Origin of the sequence: Streptomyces sp. NPDC006259, assembly GCF_042870975.1 — a bacterium.
Classification (GTDB): Bacteria; Actinomycetota; Actinomycetes; order Streptomycetales; family Streptomycetaceae; genus Streptomyces.
In genome coordinates this window covers 584,143-600,736 of the sequence record NZ_JBIAHY010000006.1, presented here as the reverse complement: position 1 = coordinate 600,736, position 16,594 = coordinate 584,143, and the positions used below count along the sequence as shown (strand labels likewise).

At 65.8% G+C, this 16,594-nt stretch carries 12 protein-coding genes and 1 pseudogene; 8 read left to right on the top strand and 5 right to left on the bottom strand.

Annotation, left to right across the window (positions count from 1 at the left end):
* The first annotated feature begins 27 nt into the window (after positions 1-27).
* The gene (locus tag ACFYO5_RS27220) at positions 28-501 is read left to right on the top strand and encodes a carboxymuconolactone decarboxylase family protein (protein ID WP_388713460.1); all 474 of its coding nucleotides are present in this window, start codon (positions 28-30) and stop codon (positions 499-501) included.
* Between the two features lie 40 nt (positions 502-541).
* Here the strand turns inward: ACFYO5_RS27220 and ACFYO5_RS27215 are convergent, their stop codons facing one another.
* Positions 542-1,087, bottom strand: a complete 546-nt coding sequence (locus ACFYO5_RS27215) for a YciI family protein (RefSeq protein ID WP_356568780.1) — start codon at positions 1,085-1,087, stop codon at positions 542-544.
* Between the two features lie 280 nt (positions 1,088-1,367).
* The gene (locus ACFYO5_RS27210) at positions 1,368-2,018 is read right to left on the bottom strand and encodes an FMN-dependent NADH-azoreductase (protein WP_388713457.1); all 651 of its coding nucleotides are present in this window, start codon (positions 2,016-2,018) and stop codon (positions 1,368-1,370) included.
* Between the two features lie 123 nt (positions 2,019-2,141).
* On the opposite strand from ACFYO5_RS27210, the gene ACFYO5_RS27205 reads away from it, so the two are divergent.
* The 3 genes from ACFYO5_RS27205 to ACFYO5_RS27195 all read left to right on the top strand — a co-directional run bounded on the left by ACFYO5_RS27205 (position 2,142) and on the right by ACFYO5_RS27195 (position 4,274).
* Positions 2,142-2,519 carry a helix-turn-helix domain-containing protein gene (locus tag ACFYO5_RS27205; protein ID WP_356568776.1) on the top strand — a complete coding sequence of 126 codons (378 nt, stop codon included), beginning with the start codon at positions 2,142-2,144 and terminating at the stop codon, positions 2,517-2,519.
* A 201-nt stretch (positions 2,520-2,720) separates the two neighbouring features.
* Positions 2,721-3,485 (top strand): GAF and ANTAR domain-containing protein, encoded by a 765-nt coding sequence (locus tag ACFYO5_RS27200; RefSeq protein WP_388713454.1) that lies wholly within the window; start codon positions 2,721-2,723, stop codon positions 3,483-3,485.
* Between the two features lie 39 nt (positions 3,486-3,524).
* The gene (locus tag ACFYO5_RS27195; protein WP_388713451.1) at positions 3,525-4,274 is read left to right on the top strand and encodes a GAF and ANTAR domain-containing protein; all 750 of its coding nucleotides are present in this window, start codon (positions 3,525-3,527) and stop codon (positions 4,272-4,274) included.
* A gap of 314 nt (positions 4,275-4,588) precedes the next feature.
* Here the strand turns inward: ACFYO5_RS27195 and ACFYO5_RS27190 are convergent, their stop codons facing one another.
* From ACFYO5_RS27190 to ACFYO5_RS27180, 3 genes are all read right to left on the bottom strand, one after another.
* The gene (locus tag ACFYO5_RS27190) at positions 4,589-4,810 is read right to left on the bottom strand and encodes a hypothetical protein (protein WP_356568771.1); all 222 of its coding nucleotides are present in this window, start codon (positions 4,808-4,810) and stop codon (positions 4,589-4,591) included.
* 370 nt (positions 4,811-5,180) lie between these two features.
* A complete protein-coding gene (locus ACFYO5_RS27185; RefSeq protein ID WP_388713448.1) occupies positions 5,181-6,998 on the bottom strand; it encodes an ATP-dependent endonuclease in 1,818 nt (605 codons plus the stop codon).
* Positions 6,999-7,014: 16 nt separating this feature from the next.
* Positions 7,015-9,105, bottom strand: coding sequence for a 3'-5' exonuclease (locus tag ACFYO5_RS27180; protein WP_388713445.1), 2,091 nt, complete (start codon positions 9,103-9,105; stop codon positions 7,015-7,017).
* Positions 9,106-9,221: 116 nt separating this feature from the next.
* Here ACFYO5_RS27180 and ACFYO5_RS27175 point away from each other — a divergent pair, with 116 nt between their 5' ends.
* From ACFYO5_RS27175 to ACFYO5_RS27160, 4 genes and pseudogenes are all read left to right on the top strand, one after another.
* Positions 9,222-11,669 carry an N-6 DNA methylase gene (locus tag ACFYO5_RS27175; RefSeq protein ID WP_388713442.1) on the top strand — a complete coding sequence of 816 codons (2,448 nt, stop codon included), beginning with the start codon at positions 9,222-9,224 and terminating at the stop codon, positions 11,667-11,669.
* The gene (locus ACFYO5_RS27170) at positions 11,662-12,876 is read left to right on the top strand and encodes a restriction endonuclease subunit S (RefSeq protein WP_388713439.1); all 1,215 of its coding nucleotides are present in this window, start codon (positions 11,662-11,664) and stop codon (positions 12,874-12,876) included. The genes ACFYO5_RS27175 and ACFYO5_RS27170 overlap by 8 nt, the downstream gene beginning before the upstream one ends.
* 134 nt (positions 12,877-13,010) lie before the next feature.
* Positions 13,011-13,207: pseudogene (locus ACFYO5_RS27165) on the top strand (IS630 family transposase); the annotation flags it as partial.
* Positions 13,208-13,324: 117 nt separating this feature from the next.
* Entirely contained in the window at positions 13,325-16,582 is a 3,258-nt protein-coding gene (locus tag ACFYO5_RS27160; protein ID WP_388713436.1) for a type I restriction endonuclease subunit R, read from the top strand.
* Positions 16,583-16,594: the final 12 nt, after the last annotated feature.

Below are 16,594 nucleotides of genomic sequence, written 5' to 3'. Positions count from 1 at the left end.
TACCGCACCGACGACGGAGGAGACACCATGGAAGCCCGCCTGAACCTCTACGGCAACCGACTGGCGGCCAAGATCGTGAAGCACGTCAACTCGGCCGGCCGGGAGATCACGACCTCGACGCTGCCGGCCGCGACCCAGGAGCTGGTGAAGATCCGCGCCAGCCAGATCAACGGCTGCGGCTTCTGCACCGACATGCACACCAAGGACGCCGCGCACGCCGGGGAGACCACGCAGCGCCTCCACCTGATCGCGGCCTGGCGCGAGGCGAAGGTCTTCACCGACGCCGAGCGCGCCGCCCTGGAGCTGACGGAACAGGGCACGCGCATCGCCGACGCGTCCGGCGGCGTCACCGACGAGGCCTGGGCGAACGCCGCGAAGCACTTCGACGAGGACCAGCTGGTCGCCCTGGTCTCGCTCATCGCCGTCATCAACGCCTACAACCGCATGAACGTCATCGTCCGGCAGCCCGCCGGGGACTACCGGCCGGGCCAGTTCGGCTGACCTGGCCGACGGGGCCCGAGCACGGTGCGGGGGCGGCCGCTCAGGACGGCCGCCCTCCGAACTCCCACTCGTGGACCTCGATCGCGGCGTACCGGTCCGCGGTCAGGACGGCGCGTGCCGCGTCCGGGTCCGACGCCCGGACCAGCACCGCCGTCCCGAGCCAGGCCTCGCCGTCGTCGGACAGCAGCGGCCCGTACGCGATCAGCTCGTCACGGTCGTCGGGCACGTCGAGATCGGCGGCCTCTCCCGCACCGAGCCCGAGGACCAGGTACCGCTCGCCCCCGGTCCGGCCGCCGGGGAAGGCCCACATCGTGCGTCCCAGCAGGTTGCGCCACCGTCGCAGCATCACGTCCCGGTAGGCACCGGCCTGGTAGTTGGGCTCGTCGAACGCGAACGCCCGTGCGGCGGCCGGGTCCGGCAGGTCGAGGAGGTGCACGCTGCCGGTGAGCACACCCTCGTCGAAGGTGGGCCCCCGGGCGATCATCTCCGCCTCGTACCGGTCCATGTAGGCCCAGTGCCTCTCCACCGACGCGGTACGCAGGGCGAGGGAGCCGGGCCGGTCGCGGTGGTGACAGAAGAACTCCATGCGCCCAGTCTGGGCGCATCCCCCGGGGGCCGGGGACGATCCGACGGATCGTGCGGTCCGGACCGAAAGCGGACCCGACGAGTCCGCGCGAAGCGGACCCGACGCCACCGGAGCAGGCCGACCGCCCGGAGCAGACCGACCGGACCGGAGCAGGCCGACGAGCAGACCGGCCGGGGCGGGCCGAGCCGGGGCGGGCCGAGCCGAGGCGGGCCGAGCCGGGCCGAGCCGAGGCGGGCCGAGCCGAGCCGAGGCGGGCCGGTGCGGACCCGGCCTGCCCCGGCTAGGCCGCGAGGCGGGCGGCCAGCAGCTTGGCCTTCTCGGCTGCGCTCACCAGGGCCTGTTCACGGGACGCCTCGGCGAGGGGCACGAGGTCCGCCATCGCGGGGTTGACGGCCGCCATGGTCAGCTCGGGCACGATGAAGTGGACCTCCGCGCCGAGCAGGTCCCCCAGGACGGCCTGGAGGTAGTTCTGCACGTACTCCAGGCCCTCGCGCGGGGTGCCCGGCGCGTAGGAGCCGCCCCGGCTGGCGACGACGGTGACCGGCAGGCCCTTGACGGTCGACTCGGGTCCGGCCGTGCGGCCCATCAGGACGACCTGGTCCAGCCAGGCCTTGAGGGTCGAGGGGATGGTCAGGTTGTACATCGGGGCGCCGATCAGCACGGCGTCGGCCTGCTCCAGTTCCTCCACCAGCTTGAGCCGCTCGGCGAACGCCGCGGCCTGCTCCGGGGTGTGGGTGGCGGGTTCGGAGAAGGCGGCCGAGGCGGCGAGCAGCTCCAGGTGCGGGACGGGGTCCGCGGAGAGGTCGCGGTAGTTCACGGTGCCCTGCGGATGCTGCTCCTCCCACGTCCTGCGGAAGGCCTCCGTCACCGCGCGGGAGGCGGAGGCGGAGGTGGGGAACAGCGACGAGTCCAGGTGCAGCAGCGTGGCCATGGGTACTCCAGATCGGGATGCGTCGAGGCGTTTCGGTGCGCAGCCAAAAACAACTACGTCCCAACTAATAACACAGCTCCTTACTTTTTCTCACCCCCGAACGGGAAGGCGTACCCTGGCGGCATGGCGGACACGACGACGGACACGGGCACGAGGACAGAGCACGGGCCGGGGCCGTGCAGCCGCGTCGGTGACGGCATCACCAGCGTCTTCGGACTGCTCGGCAAGCGCTGGACCGGTCTGATCGTGGCCGCCCTGATGGAGCGCCCGGTCTACTTCGCCGAACTGCGCCGCGGGATCCCCGGCATCAGCGAACGCATGCTCTCCGACCGCCTCACCGAACTGGGCGCCGCCGGCCTGGTGGTGCGCGAGGTCGACGAGGGCCCTCCGCTGCGCGTCTCGTACCGCCTGACCGAGGCCGGCGCCGCCCTGGACCCCGCCCTCCAGGAACTGGCCCGCTGGGCGGAGAAACACCTGCTGAAGACCGGCGGTGCCTGCTGAGCCGCCGCCGGAACCCCGCCTTGTCGGCCTCCCTCGGCGACGCCGTCCCCCGACCGGCCCCGCGCCCCCCTCGATCGCGGAACGGCATTTCGGCCCACCGCGCCAGGCATGACGGCGTGCACGCCGGGGCAGCCGTACCCCGGTCGATGGGGCAGGATCGGAGGGAGGCAAGGTGGACGTTCCCGCCGGGAGGTGATGATCGTGGGCGGCGACGCGGGTTACGACGGCGGTGACGCCGAGAAGGAGACGGATCTGCGGCGGGCCAGGATCGCCCGCGAACTCGTCGACGCCGTACGGGGGCTGCCTCCCCAGGAGGTGCCCGAAGCCCTGTGCCGGGCCTGCGCCGCTCTGCTGCCGGGCGTCGCGGGACTGTCCGTGTCCGTGCTCGGAAACGGCGCGGACTCGGCGGTGGTGCTGTTCGCGAGCGACGAGACGGCCTCGTGGCTCGCGGAGATCCAGTACACCCTCGGCGAGGGACCCAGCGCGGAGGCCGTCCGGCTGCGGGCCCCGGTGTTCGCACCGGACCTCAGACGCGGTCCGGACGTACGGCGGTGGCCGCTGTTCTGCGATCAGGCGGCCAGGACGGGCGCGGAGGCCGTCTTCTCCATGCCGCTGGCGGGCGCCGGTGGCGCCTTGGGCACGCTGGACCTGTACCGGGAGACCCCGGGCGGACTGGACCACGACGACGTACGCACGGCCCTGCTGGTGGCCGACGCCGTAGTGCTGGCCGTGAGCGCGCTGGACCGCGCTTCTTCGGACACCGATGGAGTCGTAACGTGGCTAGCAGGAGCGGAGTCGGATCGGGAGGAGATCCACCAAGCCACCGGAATGATCATGGCGCAGCTGGGAGTCGGCGCGGACGAGGCACTCCTGATCCTGCGTGCCAGGGCTTTCGCGCACGGCCGCACCTCCATGGAGGTCGCGCGCGCCGTCATCGACCGGACCATGGACATGTGTCATGACTGAACGACCACGACATGTGACGAATCCGCCGGGGAGGCGAGCATGAACCGCGAGCGGGAGCTGGCGCAGGCGTTCGTCGACCTGGCCGACACCTATGCCTCCGACTTCGACCCACTGATCCTCTTCGACCGACTGGTGCACACCTGCCGGGGCCTGCTGGACGTGGACGCGGCGGCGGTGATGATCGCCGACGGCCGGGGGATCCTGAAGACGATGGCGGCCACGGAGGACGGCGCCGCGTTCGTCGAGCTGCTCCAGATGCAGACGGGCCGCGGCCCCTGCATGGACTGTTTCCGCACCGGCGAGGCGCGTGGCATCCCGGACGTCACCGCCGAGCGGGAGCGCTGGCCGAAGCTGGTTCCCGCCCTGCTCGACCACGGGTACCGGGCACTGCACACGGTCCCGCTGCGTCTGCACGAGCGTTCCCTGGGAGCCTTGACCCTGCTCAGGGCCCAGGTGGGGGACCTGTCAGCAGCCGACGCGCACCTGGCGCAGGCGCTGGCGGACTCCGCCGCGCTGTCGCTGATGCACTGGTCCACGGAACCGGCGCGGGTGGACGACGTCATCACCCGCGTGCAGAGCGCCATCGCGGCCAAGGCCGCCCTGGAGATCGCCAAGGGCATGATCGCCGTGTACGGGGACATCGAGGTCGGTGAGGCGGGGCGCCGTCTGGCCGACTACGCCCGCCGCCACCGGGTGAGTCTGGCCGACACGGCCCACGGCCTGGTGAGCCGCACCATGGATCCGACCGTCGTCGTCGAAGGACCGCTCCGGGGCCGACCCGGCCCATAGTCGTGAGGCGGGGGCCGGACAGCTCCCGGTGGGGGCTAGCCGGCCCTGCGCCGGGTCGAGGCCCGCTCCGGGATGAACTCGGCCGCGTACTCCGGTGCGTCCTCGGGCGGGAAGTTCTCGTTCTCCGTGTAGTCCCCGAGGTCCCCGAAGTCCGGTGCCTGGAAGGGATTCGCCGTCGGAGGCGGCGAGGGAGCGGTGGCACTGCGCGGCGCCCCTTCCGGAGCGGAGAACAGCGAGGTCGAGTCGATGAGAGGACTCCCATTCGTTACAGGTCCGTGAGGAAGCGGGCGTGCCGTGACCGGGCACAGCGGGTTCTACAGCTTGGTCAGCTTGGGGTACGGGCTGAGGATCCGCTGTTGCGCCGAGCCGAAATCCACGAGGACCGCGATCCCCTCCTCGATGCCGATCACCCGGCCGAGGCCGTACACGTCGTGCGTGACCTGGTCACCCACGGCGAACTGCTTGGGCGGCGGCGCGACCGGGGCCTTGAAGGGGCTGGTGGGCAAGTAGCGCTTCGATGCAGGAGGCTTTGTCATTGACTCCAGTATGCGCCTGCCCGCAACCCCCTGGCAGCGCTCGAACGCATCCTCTGTCCGCCAGAGGGCTTCCGAGGACCGGCGTGCGCCCGCAATCCGGGCCGTCGGCGGCCGAGGCCGAATGGACGCCGACCCAACGCGAGAGGCCCCGGATCTCTCCGGGGCCTCTCGTCCGTGTGCACTCGGCAGGATTCGAACCCGCAACCTTCTGATCCGTAGGATCGGGCAGCCTGCCGCAACGGGAGCCAGCGGACTCTGACTGCGATCGCTCAGGTTAGCGATCATGCGCGTCTGTGTGCCGTCGTTGCCGTCAGGGTTGCCGTCAACTCCGAACGCGGTCGGCTGGCTCCACATCCTTAAGGCTGGACCATCAGATGACTCGTGGCCACGCGGGTACGGAGCAACTGCACGTGTGACGCGGAAAGGTTGCGACCTCGAGCGGCAGATCGACGGCCGGTGGAGGCAGAGTCGGCGAGATCAGTGCGCCCTGAAAGTCCGGCAGCTGCCGGTAGGAAGCGATGTCACGGCCCACGAACAGGTCTTCGAGTACAGCAAGCAGATTGTTAACCCGCGCCGGTAGAGGTGAAGACGGGTCCGCGTAGGCTTGGCTGAGGGAGGCACCGATGTTTGCTGCCTTCCAGGGGTTGTCGTGCTCCTCCGTGATGCCGAGCCAGCGCTCAATGGTGCCGGTAAGACGAACTGCGCCCACGAAGGATGATTCGGAATCGTTGGCGGCCGCTGCCAGCGCGGTGAGCGCCGATGCGTCCTCACACAGCCGCTTCTTGAGATTGTTCTGGGTTGTAGCCATGACCGCGTCCTCGTCCCAGAGAACAACGTGCGGGATACCAAACAGGGACAGAGTGCTCGCCGCACGATGCAGCTCGAATTTGCCGAACGCGCTGAGGAGACCCACATTGGGGCCGAGTTTGGCAAGGAGACCCCGACGGGCCAGCCACTCGAAGAACAACACGTCGCTAGGACCTTCGACGACGATCACCTGGTCAGCGAAGAATGCGGCGGCCCGGTGCGCGTCCAGGTCGTAGAGGACCCGGTCTCGTTCCTCGTCGGCCGCGGTCAGGCGGGCAGTCTTGAAACAGGAGCGAGAGCCCACGGCGTAGGTCGAGCGGGTGTGTATGTCCGAGAGAACCCTGCTCACAAGTGCGGGAGAAGGCGACACCACTTCGATCCGATGGAGTAAACGACGCACCCGAGTGATCGCCTCGGGAGAGGTCTCGGCAGCCGCAATCACGGATGCGTTATGCGTGGTGATCGTCACTGCTGTATTGCCCGCAGCAACGAGCTGGTGCAGGTCGTGGGCGAGCCGTGTCACCTGGGATGGGTGGAGGAAGGCCTCGGGCTCCTCGAAGAGGACCCACCGGAACGCGCCCTCCTTGGCCTGAGCCCGTAGTCGTGCCGCCGCTTGGATCAGTGCGGCGATCATTGTGCGCTGTACGCCGGATCCCTGAGTCTCCAGCGGGCGGTGAGTGCCCTCTTGGTGGAGTCGCAGCTCGATGAGGTGGCGCATGATCAGCTCGTTGGACAGCTCGCCAACGTCGACCTTCGCGGACAGGCCCCAGGGCATTAGTGCCTCGTCGAGATCGCTCTCAAGGTCAGTGATGGGCCCTTCCTGCAAGGCACTGCTCAGCGTTCCGAGAGCAGCCCTAGCAGTCATGAGCATTGTTTCGATGTGCCGCTCAGAGAAGGCAAGGAGCAGTACGTCCCGCAAAGGCGAGGGACCGGTAAGCGACATGTGGTCGGCCATCTTGCTGATCGCCGGGATATAGACGCACTGACCGAGCTTGGCGGCGCTGGTCCAACCAGTCGGCTGTGGTTCACCGCCGTCCTGGGGAATCAGGTAGTAAGCCCCGGCAAGTCGGTCAGTGTTCTTGGTGAACCAGCGCCGGATCCGGAGGAAATCGCCGTCAACCAGGTCGACGCCAATCTGCTTGGCCTCGGCGGCGTCAACGCTGTAGTCGATCTCCACCCAGGATTCTGCACCAGGCTCCGCGTGCCAGGGAATGTCTCGGGTTTCGTTCCAGTCCAGTGCGCCGTAGAACAGTAGGATGGCATCCATCAGAGTGGACTTTCCCGCGTTGTTCGGGCCGATCAGTGCGCCGAACGGACGCAGGTGTAGTTCGACGTCGAGGGCGCCGCGAACGTTCCGGATGGCCACGCGTAGGGGGCGCATGGGAGGCTCCTCGAACTCAACGGGGAAGGAAGGGGCTGGGAGCCCCGGAATACGACACATACAGCCGGTCACGGGCACGAGTGCACGCGACATAGAGCACGCACCGCTCCCTCTGCACACTCTCCAGGTGGGCGGCTCTGTCGACTTCCAACGGAACGATCGCCCGGTCGTGCGGCACCACCTTGTCCTGGACGCCAATGACCGCGACGCACTGAAACTCCAGGCCCTTCATGCTGTGCATCGTGCCGACCTGGACCCGGCCGCCGGACGGACCGGGCGGCTCGGGCTCAATCCCCGCGGAGCGAAGTGCGCCCGCCACGTCGTCGGACTTGGCGTTGACCCGGGCCGCGACGGCAATCGCACCCGGTTCTACGCCATCGGCTAGCCAGCCCCGGACTTGGGAGACCACAGCAGCGCGCTCTTCGGACCACTCGGCGAACCGCCGGACGATCGGCCGGCGGCCGTGCATCGGCGACTCATAGCCTTCCCGGCTGTCGGGCCAGCCATCGAGGTCCTCCTCGGACACGAGCCCCAGCACTCGGACGGCCCATGTGAGGATCTCCTGGGTGGTGCGGTAGCTGACGGTGAGTCGCAGTGTCCGGCCGACGATGTTGATCCCAGTGTTCTTCAGCGGTACCCGATGCTGCCAGATCCGCTGATGCGGGTCCGCAACGAGGAAGAGGTCGTCCTCCGCCGGGCGGACGGCCGCTCGGAGCAGCCGCCATTGCGCAGGATGTAGGTCCTGAGCTTCGTCGACGATGATGTGCTGGTAGACGGCAGGTCCGCCCTCCTGTCGCAGGATTCGAGCCGCCTCATCGGCTACCTGCAAGAACGACCAACGCCCGAGGCCGCTCAGCTGAGTCCGCAGCGCCTCGATGGCGGCCCAGACAGACGGCCGCTCCGAGCGAGGCAGGCCTTGGCCTCGGCCAGTGCGTGCTGCCGTCAGGTACGTCTCCAGCGTGGTGACATCCTGGGCGAGCAGCACCTGCTCCCATTCATCGATCAAGAACTCCCCGGCGTAATCCGGGTGCACGGCGTCAGCCAGGCTGACCAATTCGCGCGACGTGAGCACCACCGGGCGACTTCCACGGCGGTCACTGACAACCCGGGAAGCAAGCTGATCAGTGGTGATCACCTCGATCCGGTCGCGGTCCTCGGGGTTCTCGACGAGCTGGTCCAGCTGACGAGCCAACTCCGCAGTGAGCGGGCGGCTGTAGGTGGTCAGCAGGATCTGCGCGCCGCTGTCAGAGAGGCTGGCGAGATGCGCAGCCCGGTGCAGGGCAGTCACCGTCTTGCCAGTGCCCGCGCCGCCGGTGATCATCACCGAGCCGGGATAGGGATCGTGGTAGGCAATCCGGCGCTGCATCGGATGGAGGAAGATCCTCCACAGTGCAAACGGGGGGCGCAGCAGCTTCTCAAGTTCTTCAGGGCCACTGACGAGCGCAACTTGGTCGGGGGTCCGCCCGATCGCTGCGGACAGGTCGTCCGGCTCTACCCGGTCAGGCTTAGCGGCGTTGACGAGATGCTTGCTGACTTCTCCCCAAGTCTCCTCGATCGTCATACCCGAGGCCAGCGCGACGAGGACGTCGTACTGGAGTGAGGGCAACATGTGCTGGAGGGCATCCAAGTGCGCCTCCCGGGTCAGCAATCGGACGATCGGCAGCACCTGGCCGTCGATGCCGAGTGTGCGGAAGTCCGAATCCTTGACGTGATCAAAGAGCCTGGACGGTGTAGCTTCGGCGGCCAGACGCAGTGTGCCAGTCATGTTCTGCAACTGCGTCTCGTCACGCATCTCCAGGACGCCGAGGACCTGGTTGACGGTGAACAGCCTCGTCGTGGCCCAAGCGATCGCGTCATCGTGTGGCAGGACGCGTAGCAGGCAGTAGAGGTCTCCGGTCGCCGGCGCCAGCACGACGCCGCGGTAGAACTGGTTGATACGGATCGTCCTGATCCGAGGGTCCTCGGCTCGGTTGAGTTTCTCCAGATGCAGTCCCGCGTGGGTGGCGTGGGCGAACTTGGAGAGCGCGGCCTGCACAGCCTTCTGGACCGGCTTCTCCAGCTTCGCGTACTCGGAGAGGAACTCCTTGGCGATCGCCAGCTGCGGCACGGTCACTCCTCCGACGGGGGTGGGCAACCCTCATGGTAGGTCGTTGATGATCTGTGCTGGGCAGTATCGTATGAGGTTGTCTGACCCACCTTGACTGACGACTGGAGGCTCCGCCTGTGGCGAAGCTGACGTTGCCGCAGCTGGAAACACACCTGTTCGGCGCGGCCGACATCTTGCGCGGCAAGATGGACGCCTCCGAGTTCAAGGAATACATCTTTGGGATGTTGTTCCTCAAGCGCTGCTCCGACCAATTCGACACGATCCGGGGCCGGGTCATCGCCGAGCAAGTCGCGGCGGGTCGGACAGAGACACAGGCCGAGGAGATCGCCAACAACCGAGCGTTCTACCGGGGCGGCGACTTCTTCGTTCCGATGGCGGCCCGATGGAGACACCTGGTCGGCAAGTCGGCCGAGAACGGCGTCGCGGACCTACTCAACAAGGCGTTGGCAGCGCTGGAGACTGCCAACGCCACAGCCCTGCAGGGGGTGGTCGGGCACATCGACTTTAACCGCAAGGTCGGTAAGACGTCGTTGTCGGACCAGAAACTGCGGGCCTTGATCAGGCACTTCGACCACTATCGGCTACGCAACGAGGACTTCGAGTTTCCCGACCTCCTAGGCGCCGCCTACGAATACCTCATCGGCGAGTTTGCTGACTCGGCGGGCAAGAAGGGCGGGGAGTTCTACACCCCGCGCGGCGTCGTCCGGATGATGACGCGCTTGGTCGATCCACACTCAGGGATGCGTGTATACGACCCTTGCGTCGGCTCCGGCGGCATGCTGATCATGTCGAAGGAGTACGTCGCGGAGTCTGGTGAGGATGCCCAAGATCTGCGTCTGTACGGCCAGGAAGCCAACGGCGGCACCTGGGCCATTTCCAAGATGAACATGATCCTTCACGGCATCGTCAACGCCGACCTAGAGAACGACGACACCCTCGCCAATCCGCTGCACATCGAGCCGGATGGTTCGACCCTGACTCTCTTCGACCGGGTACTCACGAATCCGCCGTTCTCACAGAATTACGTGCGTGCCGGAATAAAACACGCCGACCGCTTCGAATACGGCTGGACTCCGGAGACGGGGAAGAAGGCCGACTGGATGTTCGCCCAGCACGTGCTCTCGGTACTTCGACCCGATGGCATAGGCGCCACGGTTATGCCGCACGGCGTGCTATTTCGTAGCGGCGAGGAACAAGCAATCCGAAGGAGAGTCATCGAGGCCGATCGGCTGGAGGCCGTCATCGGCCTCGCCTCAAACCTATTTTACGGCACCGGTATCCCGGCGTGCATCCTGATCCTGCGTGGCTCCGGACCCCGCCCGGCCTCGCACCGGGGCAGGGTCCTGTTCATCAACGCCGACCGCGAGTACCTGTCCGGCCGCGCCCAGAACTACCTCGAACCCGAACACGCAGAGAAAATCGTCGCCGCTTACCGGGCCTATCAGGCCGACCCGACACACGACATCCCTGGCTTCGCCCGCGTAGTGTCGCTCACGGAGCTCGAAGACAACCAGTTCAACCTCAACATCCGCCGTTACGTCGACAACACCCCGCCACCAGAGCCCCAGGACGTCCGGGCCCACCTGCACGGCGGCGTCCCGAAGTCCGAGGTGCGTGATCAGGAGGCCGCTTTCCGGGCGTACGGCGTAGATGTGCACTCCCTGTTCGTGGAACGGGACGCCGATTACTACGACTTCCCGGTAGATGGCTGGCGGTCGGCAGCCGCCCGTATTCCTGAGCTGGCCGCGCCTGCCGAAGCGCGTATGCGGGACGCATTCGATGAGTGGTGGAGTCGGCACAGTAAACGGCTGAGCGAGCTGCCCGACACCCACAAGGTCATGGACACCCGCGCCGAGCTACTGGAGTCCTTTGTCGCAGAACTCGAACCCCTCGGTACGCTCGACCGATTTCAGCTCTCTGGCGCCGCTGCATCCTGGTGGGGCAGCGTCCAATACGACATCCGCACGCTGGCATACCACCAGTTCAGTGGAGTCGTTCAGGGCTGGCTGACGACGATCCAGACTGCTTTCGCGAATGACGGCGCGGCGGTACTGAACGCCCAGCGCCAGGCAGCCGCCAAACGCAAAGCCCGGGAGCATCCGTTGGTCCCGTACGTCCTCGCTGACTACCTCACCGAGCTAGAAGAAACCGAGAATCTCCGGGCTGAGCTTGACTCTAAAGTCAAGGCCGCCACTGCGACCTCCGAGGACGACGCCGACGAGGTCGAGGAGGTCGATCCCGTTATGCTGAAGCGCTTGCGCGCCCAGCTCACCGCGGCCAAGTCCAAGGTGCGCAAACTGGAGGCCACCTTCATTGACCACCTCGGCTCGGGCGTGCGCCAGATCCGCAATGCTGAGACCGAGCCCGAACTGGTCATGCGCATCCTCAAAGCTGACCTCAGTCGGCGCCTCGACGCCCGCCTCGCCACCGGCCGCAAAGCCTTGATCGACCGCTACGGAAGGTGGGCTGCCAAGTACGCGGTAACGCTCCCAGAACTCGAAGCCCAGCGAGCTGCCACAGCCACCCGAGTCGACGAGATTCTGCGGGAGCTCGGTTATGCGTGACGTCCCTGAGGGCTGGAGGCAGGTCCAGCTAAAGGACTGCGGAACTTGGTGGTCTGGCGGAACCCCAGACACTGAAGAGCCCCGCTTCTGGGGTGGAGATATCCCGTGGATTAGCGCTGCGAGTCTCAAAGACTTCCGGATTACTGATTCGGATCGTCGGGTGACCCGCGCAGGCAGTATGGCCGGCACGAAGGTGGTTGAACCTGGAACTGTGCTGTTCATTGTACGAGGTATGAGCCTGAAGAAGGAGTTCCGGGTAGGTGTCGCTCGGGGCCGTGTGGCCTTTGGGCAGGACTGCAAGGCACTGCTGCCTCACACATCGATCGACGGAACTTTTCTCGGCCACGCACTCAAGGCCCGTGAACGTAATATTCTCGCAATGGTCGATGAGGCAGGTCATGGGACCGGGCGTCTCCCGACCGATCTGATGGGGCGGTTGGAGATCGCGATGCCAGCCGATTTGGCTGAGCAGCGACGGATCGTGGAGATCCTCGATGCACTGGACGAGCAGATCGCGTCCGCCAATCGAGAACTTGCAAAGCGGCGCGAGGTGGGGGCAGGTTTTGTTGCGAATATTTTCAAGGCTGACTTCCGTTCGAGCTGGCAAAATCCTACGGTCGGAGCGCTGCTAGAGGGCAGTGGGACCATTCAGATCGGCCCCTTCGGCAGCCAGCTACACTCTTACGAGTACACCTCCGAAGGCATTCCCGTGGTCATGCCTCAAGATATTATCGATAGGTCCATTTCTCCGGACAAGATCGCTCGCGTATCCACGAGGAAGGCTCGCGAGCTCGCACGGCATCTTCTCGTACCGGGAGATCTAATTATCGGTCGCAGAGGAGATCTATCGCGGTGTGCAGTCGTCCGCACTGAAAACGAAGGCTGGCTATGCGGAACCGGCTGTTTGCGAATTCGCCTCGACAGTAAGCGAGTTCTTCCTGAATGGCTTGCACTTGCCTATACGCAAGATTATTGCCAACGTCAAATTTCCGCTATGGCGGTAGGGTCAACTATGCCGAATATCAATTCCGGAATCATTAAGGCTCTAAGAGTCCCAGCACCTCCGATGGAAATGCAACGGAAAGCAATCTCAGCATTGGATGCGCAACGGGACGGCTTGTCCGCGGCCGAGCTCAAAATCTCGCAATTGATACGCATCAAACAGGGCCTTTCGGAGGACCTGCTGAGTGGGCGCGTTCGGGTTTGAGGTCAGGTGGACATAAGGGCCCAGATGGATTGGCCGGTGTCGGTGGGTGAGGGCCCTGTCAGCTTCCTTGGCGTAGACGGTGAAGCCTTGGTCGGGTTCGGCGATGTGGGGGCCGCGGGGCGGGTGCCCTATCCCTGCCGCCCTACGCGCCCGACCTCAACCCGGTCGAAGACATCTGGATCCTGCCGGCGTGGCTGACTCTCCAACGTCGCCTTCACAACCCCGACCAGTCATCCAGCGCATCCGACGCGGCTTACGGCACATCGAGTACTACAGCAACCTAATCGACGGCTGCCTCAGGGAGACCGGTCTGATCATCAGACCAACCTGAGCAACGGCACGGCACCACAAGTTTGGGCTCAGTAGGAATGTCCGTGGCGTGTAGCGGTCTCCGCAAGGAATGATGGGATCGCTGTACTGACAGGCAGACTTGAAGCGAGGGACGCCCGTGTCCGGGCCCGAGTACATACAGGTTGAGGCGCCACTGCTCCGGCAGTTGGCGGACATGGGCTGGGAGCACGTGCCGGGCCAGGCAGAGGGCGCATTCAAGCCGGAGGACCCGACGGAGTCAGGGCGCGAATCGTTCGCCGAGGTGCTGATGGAGTCGCGGCTGCGTAGGGCGCTGCGTGACATCAACCCGGGGCCAGATGGGGAACCCTGGCTGGACGACGCGCGGATCAGCCAGGCTCTGGGCGAGCTGACCCGGATCACGGCCAGGGGTCTGTTGGAGGCCAACGAGCTGACAACTGAGCTGTTGGTCAAGGGCGTCACCGTGCCGGGTCTGCCAGGCTGGGACGGCGGCCGGAACCAGCGCGTCCACTTCATCGACTGGAAGCACTGGCAGCGCAACGAATTCGTGGTCGTGTCCCAATTCCGGGTCGACGTGCCGGGCACGAGCGGACTGAAGCACATCGCACCCGACGAGGTGCTGCTGGTCAACGGCATCCCCTTGGTCGTCGTGGAGTGCAAGAAGCCCAGTAAGGGTGACGCAATCGCCGCGGCCGTGAGGCAGCTCAGGCGGTACGCCGGCCAGGGCCACGGCAGGATCTCCACCGGAAATCCGAAGCTCTTCCATACCGTCCAGCTGACCGTGGCGACCTGCGGGGAGCGGGCACGCCTGGGTACGTTCACTGCCGACACCGAGCACTACGCGCCGTGGCGCGACCCGCACCCGCTCACCGACGCGACCCTCGCGGCTCAGCTCGGGTGCGATGAGCGGTCGGTTACCGAGCAGAACCGGCTCACGGCTGTGGTACTCCACCCCGAGCGGCTCTTGCAGATCATCCACGACTACGTCACGTTCATGACGCTGGACAATGGCATCCGAATCAAGGCCGCGCCGCGCTACCAGCAGTATCGCGCTGTCGAGAAGACCCTGGAGCGCCTACTGACGGGGGCCACGCGCGAGGAAGACGGTGTCCAGGACCGGCGGGGCGGGATCATCTGGCATACCCAGGGCTCCGGCAAGAGCCTCACCATGACGTTCCTTGTCCGCCGCATGCGGTCGATCCCGGAACTGTCCGCGGTCAAGGTCGTGCTGGTCACCGACCGGACGCAACTGCAGAAACAATTGTCTGAGACGCTCCGGCTTACCGGTGAAGAAGTCGAGGAGGCCAAGCGGGTCAAGGAGGCCAAGCGGTTGTTGGCTGCCGACGGCCCAGGCATCGTCGCCGTAATGATCCAGAAGCAGCAGGACGTGGCAGCACGCGCTACCAATGGTGAGCTGGGCGAGGCCGTCCCCTCACTTGGGGAGCTCAACGACAGCAGCGCCATTGTGGTCCTCATCGACGAGGCTCACCGGTCGCACGGCTCCACTCTGCACATGAACCTTTTGGAGGCGCTGCCCAACTGCGCCCGAATCGGCTTCACCGGAACCCCGATCATCATGGGCAAGCAGAAGAAGACCTCCCAAATCTTCGGCAGCGTCATCGACACCTACCGCCTGGCCGACGCCGAGGCCGATGGCGCGGTCGTGCGGATCTTCTACGAGGGCAACACTGTCAAGGGCGCGGTCAAAGACGGCCGTGACCTCGACGAGGTCTTCGAGGACCTATTCGCCGAGCAGAGTGACGAGGACCGCGAAGCCCTGCAGCGCCGGTACGCCACCAAGGGCGATGTGCTCGAATCGGAAGAGCTAATCACGGCCAAGGCCAGGCATCTGCTCCGGCACTACGTCACGGCCGTGATGCCTGGCGGGTTTAAGGCCCAGCTGGTGGCGAACAGCCGGGAGGCGACACTGCGCTACCGAACGGCTCTGCTCGCCGCGAGGGACGAACTGGTCCGCCAGGCCGAGACAGTCCCGGCGCGATTGCTCGACACCCCACTGGACCAGCTGACCGCCCGACAGATCGCGCAAGTAAACGCACACCGGAATCTAGATCTCCTTCGGGCCATGGACTTCACTCCCATCATCTCTCCCGGGACCGACGACCAAGAAGAGCGTTTCGCCGAGTGGACCGCTCAGAAGGCGCAGGAAAGCAGGGTCGACGACTTCACCAAGCCGTTTCCGGCGGAGCTCGGAGCCGACGACCGACCGGTCGCATTCCTGATCGTCAAGTCAATGCTGCTGACTGGCTTTGATGCGCCGATCGAGCAAGTGCTCTACATCGACCGCTCACTCAAACAAGCCGAGCTGTTGCAGGCTGTGGCCCGCGTCAACCGACCTGCCAAGGACAAGAAGTGCGGTTATGTCGTCGACTACTTCGGTGTTGCCAACCATCTGACGGAAGCACTTAAGGCCTACGCCGCCGACGATGTCGATGGAGTCATAGTCGACCTCCGCGAGGAAGTCGCCAAACTGGATCCGATGCGTCGGCGCCTCCAAGCGATCTTCGCCGACCAAGGTGTGTCCCCCTCCGGGACGACCCTGGAGGACTGTGTACTTCTGTTGGACGACGGAGCCCGGTTCGATAGGTTCGAGGCCGAGCTCAAGCGGTTCCTCACCACCATCGACGTCATCCTGCCCGAACCAACCGTGCGCCCCTTCCTCAAGGACGCCACCCTTTACGCGGAGATCGCGATGCGGGCCAAGCGCAGGTTCCGGGTCGACGGTGGCGACTTCGATCCCGCAGCGTATGGCGCGAAGGTGCGGCAACTGCTCGACGACCACCTGTTGTCGCTGGGCATCGACCAGATGCTGCCGCCAGTTTCGCTGACAGCGGACGACTTCGAGGAGAAGGTGGCGGCACTGCCTGGAGCACGAACCCGCGCCTCGGAGATGGAACACGCCGTACGCGACCACATCGAGATCAATCGAGGCAAGGACCCGCGCTTCTACAAGCGACTCAGCGAGCGCCTCGAAGAGATCCTGCGCGACTACGCCGAGAACTGGGAGCAGCAAGCCGCGCTCCTGGCCGACTTGGTCGCCGAGTTGCGAACGGACCGCCCCGCGCCCGATGACCCGCTTAGCCCAGTCGAGCGCGCCCTATACGGCGTCCTGTTGGAGGAGACCGCTAGGGACGGAGTGATCGACCCGCAGACCGACCAGTTGTTGTGCGATGTCAGCGCCGGCGTCTACACCCTCGCCCAGCAGGTGACCCATCGGCGCGATTTCTGGCGGAGTCCGGTCGACCAGGAGGACTTCCGACGCCAGACCGTACAGTTGCTGATCATTAAAGATGCGGCGGCGATCGACAAGGTCGACTCGCTGGCCGATCAGCTGGTGGAAGTGATCGGACACCGTCGTTCCGAGATTCCGCGCCCCTGACTCTGGGCTTGG

What these genes read in the sequence shown, in the direction of transcription:
- ACFYO5_RS27220 (WP_388713460.1), top strand. Translation starts at nt 28, where the DNA reads ATGGAAGCCCGCCTGAACCTCTACGGCAACCGACTGGCGGCCAAGATC.
- ACFYO5_RS27215 (WP_356568780.1), bottom strand. Translation starts at nt 1,087, where the DNA reads ATGGAGTTCTTCTGTCACCACCGCGACCGGCCCGGCTCCCTCGCCCTG.
- ACFYO5_RS27210 (WP_388713457.1), bottom strand. Translation starts at nt 2,018, where the DNA reads ATGGCCACGCTGCTGCACCTGGACTCGTCGCTGTTCCCCACCTCCGCC.
- ACFYO5_RS27205 (WP_356568776.1), top strand. Translation starts at nt 2,142, where the DNA reads ATGGCGGACACGACGACGGACACGGGCACGAGGACAGAGCACGGGCCG.
- ACFYO5_RS27195 (WP_388713451.1), top strand. Translation starts at nt 3,525, where the DNA reads ATGAACCGCGAGCGGGAGCTGGCGCAGGCGTTCGTCGACCTGGCCGAC.
- ACFYO5_RS27190 (WP_356568771.1), bottom strand. Translation starts at nt 4,810, where the DNA reads ATGACAAAGCCTCCTGCATCGAAGCGCTACTTGCCCACCAGCCCCTTC.
- ACFYO5_RS27185 (WP_388713448.1), bottom strand. Translation starts at nt 6,998, where the DNA reads ATGCGCCCCCTACGCGTGGCCATCCGGAACGTTCGCGGCGCCCTCGAC.
- ACFYO5_RS27170 (WP_388713439.1), top strand. Translation starts at nt 11,662, where the DNA reads ATGCGTGACGTCCCTGAGGGCTGGAGGCAGGTCCAGCTAAAGGACTGC.